Here is a 6,223-nt window from a genome sequence, read left to right on the forward strand (position 1 = left end):
GTGAAGCTGGATTCGATGTACCAGGACGTCATCCTGGACCACTACAAGCACCCGCACGGGCGGGGCTTGCGGGACGGCGACGCCGAGGTGCACCACGTCAACCCGACCTGCGGTGACGAGATCACGCTACGGGTGCGCATGGCCGGCGACACCATCGAGGACGTCTCGTACGAGGGCCAGGGCTGCTCCATCAGCCAGGCCAGCGCCTCCGTCCTCAACGAACTGCTCGTCGGCAAGGAGCTGGAGCAGGCGCGGAAGATCCAGGAGACCTTCCTGGAGCTGATGCAGTCCAAGGGCCGCATCGAGCCGGACGACGCGATGGAGGAGGTGCTGGAGGACGCGGTCGCGTTCGCCGGCGTCTCCAAGTACCCGGCGCGCGTGAAGTGTGCTCTGCTGAGCTGGATGGCGTGGAAGGACGCGACCGCCCAGGCACTGGGTGAAGACCGCGACAACACAGCAAGGAAGACCGCATGACTGACAACGCAGAGGTGACCACCAAGCCGGCCACCGAGGAGGAGGTCCGCGAGGCCCTCTACGACGTGGTCGACCCCGAGCTGGGCATCGACGTCGTCAACCTCGGCCTGATCTACGGCATCCACATCGACGACGCCAACATCGCCACCCTCGACATGACCCTGACGTCCGCGGCCTGCCCGCTGACCGACGTCATCGAGGACCAGGCGAAGTCGGCCACCGAAGGCATCGTCAACGAGCTCCGGATCAACTGGGTCTGGATGCCGCCGTGGGGCCCCGACAAGATCACCGACGAGGGCCGCGAGCAGCTCCGCGCGCTGGGCTTCAACGTCTGACCCGCACACTCCGCACGACGTGAGCAGCCCGCCCCTGACCCCGGTCAGGCGGCGGGCTGCTGCCGTGCGGCGCGGTGGAACCGCCGGCGGGGCGACCGCCCGCCGTGACGGGCAGGGCACCCCGGGCGTGACCGGTTCGCCTTGAGAGGCTCCGGGCGGTTAGGTTTTCGAGCATGACCGATGCTGTTGCCCCCCGTACCACCGGCGCCGTCGCCGCCGGCCTCGCCACGATCACCCAGGACGGGACCGTCCTCGACACCTGGTTCCCCGCGCCGGAGCTCACCGAGGACGCCGGCCCGGCCGGCACCGAGCGGCTGAGCGCCGAGCGCGCCGCCGAGCTGCTCGGTGAGAACGCCCTCAAGGCCGTCGGCCCGGACCCGCGCCGCGGCGTCGAGGTCGTGGCCGTCCGTACGGTCATCGCCTCGCTGGACGACAAGCCGCTCGACGCCCACGACGCCTACCTGCGCCTGCACCTGCTCTCGCACCGCCTGGTGAAGCCGCACGGCCAGAGCCTGGACGGCATCTTCGGCCTCCTCGCCAACGTCGCCTGGACCTCCCTCGGCCCCGTCGCCGTCGACCAGGTCGAGACGGTGCGCCTGAACGCCCGCGCCGAGGGCCTGCACCTGCAGGTGACCAGCATCGACAAGTTCCCCCGGATGACGGACTACGTCGCCCCGTCCGGCGTGCGCATCGCCGACGCCGACCGTGTCCGCCTGGGCGCCCACCTGGCCGCCGGCACCACCGTCATGCACGAGGGCTTCGTCAACTTCAACGCCGGCACGCTGGGCACCTCGATGGTCGAGGGCCGCATCAGCGCGGGCGTCGTCGTGGGCGACGGCTCCGACATCGGCGGCGGCGCCTCCACCATGGGCACCCTCTCCGGCGGCGGCAAGCAGATCATCTCCATCGGCGAGCGCTGCCTGCTCGGCGCCGAGTCGGGCATCGGCATCGCCCTCGGCGACGAGTGCGTGGTCGAGGCCGGCCTGTACGTGACCGCGGGCACCCGCGTCACCCTGCCGGACGGCCAGGTCGTCAAGGCGCTGGAGCTCTCCGGCGCGGACAACATCCTCTTCCGCCGCAACTCCACCTCCGGTGCGGTCGAGGCCCGTCCGTACAAGAGCACGTGGGGCGGCCTGAACGAGATCCTGCACAGCCACAACTGAGCAGGGCGACGCAGCGGAGCGGCCGCACCCCGGGCGAGGGGTGCGGCCGCTCCCGCATTGCAGGGGGGATGCGTCAGAGCGCCTTGTACGCCTGCAGCAGCACCTCCGTGCGCTCCGGGGACGCCGGGCGCAGCGGCGCCCGCACCGGCCCGCCGGGCAGGCCGAGCGCGTTCAGCAGGGCCTTCGCCGTCACCGTGCCCGGCAGGCCCGACGCCATCATCAGCTCCACCAGGGGCAGGACCCGCGCGTGCAGCCGGGCCGCCTCCGCGGTGTCGCCGCGGTCGTACGCGTCGAGCACTGATGCCACCGCCCCGCCCGCGACGTTCGCGACCGTGCTGATGTATCCGGCGCCCCCCACCGAGCGCAGCGGAAGGTTCAGCTCCTCGCAGCCCGAGTAGTAGGCGAGGTCCGTGGCGGCGATGACCTTCGAGCTGCCCAGCAGGTCGTAGGCGCAGTCCTTGACGCCGGCGATGCGCGGGTGCTCGGCGAGCCGCAGCATGGTGGCGGGCTCGATCCGGGTGCCGGTGCGGCCGGGGATGTCGTAGAGCATCACCGGCAGGCCGGTCGCGCCGGCCACGGTCAGGAAGTGCTCGGCGATGTCCTCCTGCGGCGGCCGGCTGTAGTACGGGGGCACGACCAGTACCCCGTGCGCCCCCGCCGCCTCGGCGGCGCGGGCCAGCTCGACGGTGTGCCGGGTGTCGGCCGTGCCGATGCCCGCCGTGATCCGCGCCCGGTCGCCGACGGCCCCGGCCACGGCGCGGATGAGCGCGCTTTTCTCCGCGTCGCTGGTGGTCGGCGACTCGCCGGTGGTGCCGCTGAGGACGAGTCCGTCGCAGCCGCCCTCCCCGACGAGGCGGTCGGCGAGGGCCTGCGCTCCGTCGAGGTCGAGTTCTCCCTCCGGGGTGAAGGGGGTGACCATCGCGCAGACGGTACGGCCGAAGGGGCGGGCGGGAGCAGAGATCGTCATGGACGCGATTCTCGGCCCCTTCGACCGTACAGGTCTATTTAATTGTTCTCCTGTTGACCCCTAAGTGCTGCTACGGCTTCCAGCGCAGCACCTGCGGGTCGTGGTCGCTCGCCTGGTCGGCGAACTCGGCGTTGACGTGGACGATGTCGTAGTCCACCCGGCGTACGTGAGCGCTGGTCAGGATGTGGTCCAGCACCTGGGAGTTGCCCTGGTAGACGTAGCCGTAGCGCTGGGCGCGCGGCAGCCGGCCGACCTGGTCGGTGAGGACCTTGCCCGCGGTGAGGGCCTTCAGCGCCGGCGAGAACTGGTAGTCGTTCAGGTCGCCCGCGACGATGACGTTCGCGTTCCGGTCGGCCACCAGCAGCTCCTTGACGAACCCGTTCACGAGCTTGGCCTGCTGGGTGCGCTGCACCTCGGAGGAGCGGGCCGGCGGCTGGAAGCGGCTGTCGACGCCCTGGTCGCCGCCCTTCGAGTTGAAGTGGTTCGCGACGACGAAGACCCGCTGCCCCCGGAAGGTGAACTGGCCCGCGAGCGGCTTGCGGCTGTTGGCCCACGCCGCGTCGGCGGGGTCGACCCGGCCGGGGGAGACGGACAGCGCGGCCTTGCCGCCGTCGCGGACGGCCTTCACCGGGGTGGTGGAGTCACCGCCGGGCTTGTCGGTGAACGACACCCGGGCGGGGTTGAAGAGGAACGCGGTGCGGATGTTGCCGCCCGGCTGGCCGCCGTCCTGGTCGTTGACGGGGTTGATCTGCCGCCACTCGTAGGCCGGGCCGCCCGCCGCCTTGATGGCGTCCGTGAGCTTCTTCAGCGTCTGACCCGCGTCCACCACGCCGTTGTCGGTCGTGCCGTTGTCGTCCTGGACCTCCTCCAGGGCGACGATGTCCGGCGAGGCGAGGTTGGCGACCAGCGCGGACGCCAGCCGGTCGAACTTCGCCTGCGGCGTCTTGGGGGAGAGGTTCTCGACGTTGTACGTGGCGACCGCGAGCTCGTCGGCGCGCTGCTTGCGCGTGGTCTCGCGCTTCAGGCCCCGGTCGGTGAGCTTGCCGAGCTCGGTGGCCTGCAGGGTGTAGCCGCCGTAGTTGTCGTAGTCCAGCGGGCCGGCGGTGGTGCCGGACAGCTCGTCGCCGACGTTGGCGACGGGGAAGGGGCGCTGGGCGAACGGGATCAGCGAGCCGACCTTGACGCGGCCGGCGTTCGGGTCGCGGTACGCGCCGTAGAGCGTGCCGCCGCGGCCCGTGCGGTTGTGGCGGGGCTCGGCGGTGACCCACAGCTCGTTGTGGGCGGTCGCGCCGACGACGGGGGCGTTCTGCACGGAGACGCGCATTCCCTCCAGCGACTCGAAGCGGTCCAGGGCGTACGTGCCCGGGCGCAGCTGCAGCTTCTCGATCGAGCCGCCGTGCGCGTCGGGCGCGTAGCGGTCGGGGATCTGCGACGCGCTGAGGCGGACGGGGGCCGGGAGGGCGTTGCCGGAGGACTCGACCCGCCACGTGGCCCTGGTGAGCTGCGTGACCGACTGCAGGCCGGCCGACTCGCCGCCCGGGTAGTACTCGGTGACGGTGCCGGAGACGCTCACGGCGTCGCCCACGGCCACGTCCGGGGTGGCGGAGCCGGTGAAGACGAAGATGCCCTCGCTCGTGGCGTCGTTGCGGTCCGGGTGCGTGTCCTGCATCCAGAAGCCGCGGGCCGAGCCGAAGGCGCGGACGGCGGTGACGACACCCGGCACGTCCGCGACCTGCCGGCCGGCGAGCGGCGACACCCGGGTCGTGCCCTGGATGTCGTGGATCCGCAGGCCCTCGGCGCTCGCCGCCTCCGGGGCGGCGAGCAGCCCGGCCGCGAGCGCGGTGGCGAGGAGGGAACCGAGGGCCGCGGGTCTGCGCAGGGCGGCGGCGCGGCGGGAGGACGGGGCAGTGGGCACGAGGGCCTCCGGTGAGGAAAGCGAGGGGGGTATGACGTGGAGGAATCGTCGTTGACGCGATCCTGACGATCTCTACGCGCGTCAATGTCTTGCGCACCCGGGGAAGTTGTCAAGGTTCCGCGGGTAACCGTCAGCCATATGTCCGCCGACGGTTCGGCGAACCGGGCGGCAGGGAGGAAATCCCGTCTACGCTTGGGCACCGCGCCCCGTCCGCGGCGCCGCATGCCACACCGCATGTCACCACGCGTGTCGCCGCACGTCATCGCACGTGCCGCGACGCATGTCACGACGAGGAGAGACCCCTCTGATGTCCGCAGACCGCCCGACCATGCCGCCGGTGCGGCTCCCCTCCGACGCGGAGCTCGCGCGCGACGCGCTGTCCGCGCCGCTGCTCGCCCGCGCCGCGAAGCTCGCGCGCTGGGCCGGCGAGGAGGGCATCCCGGTCGGCGTCGGCGGCGAGCTGCTGGCGGAGCAGCTGCGGGAGGCGACGGAGCTCCTCGGGCTCGCGGGCGACGAGGACGGCGACGCGTACGCCATGGACGCGTGGCAGCACGCGCTCGACACGGGCCTCGTGGACTTCGAGGAGCACGAGGAGGAGGGCGACGAGGACGCGGAAGCGGGCGAGGACGAGCCCCGCGGCACCGCCGTCGCCGGCGAGGAGCTCGCCACGCTCACCTCCGGCAGCCCCGCCGACATCCTCGACCTGTGGCTCGCCGGCTTCGAGAGCGTCCTGGCCGACGCCGCCGCGCCCGACCTCGGCGAGATCGCCGACCGGATCGCCGAGGGCGAGGACCTCGACCTCGACTCCCTCGACTGGGACCCCGAGGGCGAGGCCGACTTCCTCGACGGCGTCCTCGGCAACCTCTACCTGCTCACCGCGCTGGAGCAGAGCGACGCGGAGCACCCCGTACCGCTGCCGGCGCTCGCCGCGTCCATGATCGTGCCGGAGGACATGGACGAGCCCACGGACGACATCCTCGAAGAGGTCTCCGACGCGATGATGCGCCTGGACGACCAGTTCCGGCTGCTCGCCCCCACCGGCATCATCGCGTACCGGCCCGTCGACGAGTCCCTCATCGAGGAGGTCGACGGCGAGGGCCACGTCCGCGAGTCCGTCGACGGCGTCGTCTCCGACAGCCCCGAGGAGGAGGACGTCAGCCGCTACGGCATGGTCTCCCTCACCCCCCTCGGCCTCCTCGCCGTCCGCGAGCGGATGCAGGAGGCGGGCGTCGAGGCCCCCGCCGTCGGCGACCTCGCCGACAAGGGCGCGGACGCGCTCCTGGCCGCCCTGCCCGGCCACCCCGGGACGGCCGCCCGCGCCGAGGCCGAGCTGAGGCTCGCCCGCCGCAAGCCCGCCGAGGCCGCGGCG

At 72.4% G+C, this 6,223-nt stretch carries 5 protein-coding genes and 1 pseudogene; 4 read left to right on the forward strand and 2 right to left on the reverse strand.

What is annotated here, in order from left to right; genetic code table 11:
- The 3 genes from sufU (at position 1) to dapD (ending at position 1,972) form a co-directional block, all read left to right on the forward strand.
- Complete coding sequence (gene sufU, locus B7P34_RS23445) at positions 1-474, forward strand: Fe-S cluster assembly sulfur transfer protein SufU (protein WP_106679514.1); 474 nt, start codon at positions 1-3, stop codon at positions 472-474.
- The gene (locus B7P34_RS23450) at positions 471-809 is read left to right on the forward strand and encodes a metal-sulfur cluster assembly factor (protein WP_106679516.1); all 339 of its coding nucleotides are present in this window, start codon (positions 471-473) and stop codon (positions 807-809) included. Before sufU ends, B7P34_RS23450 begins: the two co-directional genes overlap by 4 nt.
- 173 nt (positions 810-982) lie before the next feature.
- Positions 983-1,972, forward strand: coding sequence for a 2,3,4,5-tetrahydropyridine-2,6-dicarboxylate N-succinyltransferase (gene dapD / locus B7P34_RS23455; RefSeq protein ID WP_106679518.1), 990 nt, complete (start codon positions 983-985; stop codon positions 1,970-1,972).
- A gap of 73 nt (positions 1,973-2,045) precedes the next feature.
- Here dapD and dapA read toward each other — a convergent pair whose 3' ends face one another.
- Positions 2,046-2,939, reverse strand: a complete 894-nt coding sequence (gene dapA, locus B7P34_RS23460; protein WP_106679520.1) for a 4-hydroxy-tetrahydrodipicolinate synthase — start codon at positions 2,937-2,939, stop codon at positions 2,046-2,048.
- A 70-nt stretch (positions 2,940-3,009) separates the two neighbouring features.
- Complete coding sequence (locus B7P34_RS23465) at positions 3,010-4,854, reverse strand: endonuclease/exonuclease/phosphatase family protein (protein ID WP_106679521.1); 1,845 nt, start codon at positions 4,852-4,854, stop codon at positions 3,010-3,012.
- Positions 4,855-5,161: 307 nt separating this feature from the next.
- Here B7P34_RS23465 and B7P34_RS23470 point away from each other — a divergent pair.
- A pseudogene (locus tag B7P34_RS23470) lies at positions 5,162-6,223 on the forward strand (hypothetical protein); the annotation flags it as partial.

Origin of the sequence: Streptosporangium nondiastaticum (assembly GCF_003011965.1) — a bacterium.
Classification (GTDB): Bacteria; Actinomycetota; Actinomycetes; order Streptomycetales; family Streptomycetaceae; genus Streptomyces; species Streptomyces nondiastaticus.

What these genes read in the sequence shown, in the direction of transcription:
- B7P34_RS23450 (WP_106679516.1), top strand. Translation starts at nt 471, where the DNA reads ATGACTGACAACGCAGAGGTGACCACCAAGCCGGCCACCGAGGAGGAG.
- dapD (WP_106679518.1), top strand. Translation starts at nt 983, where the DNA reads ATGACCGATGCTGTTGCCCCCCGTACCACCGGCGCCGTCGCCGCCGGC.
- dapA (WP_106679520.1), bottom strand. Translation starts at nt 2,939, where the DNA reads ATGACGATCTCTGCTCCCGCCCGCCCCTTCGGCCGTACCGTCTGCGCG.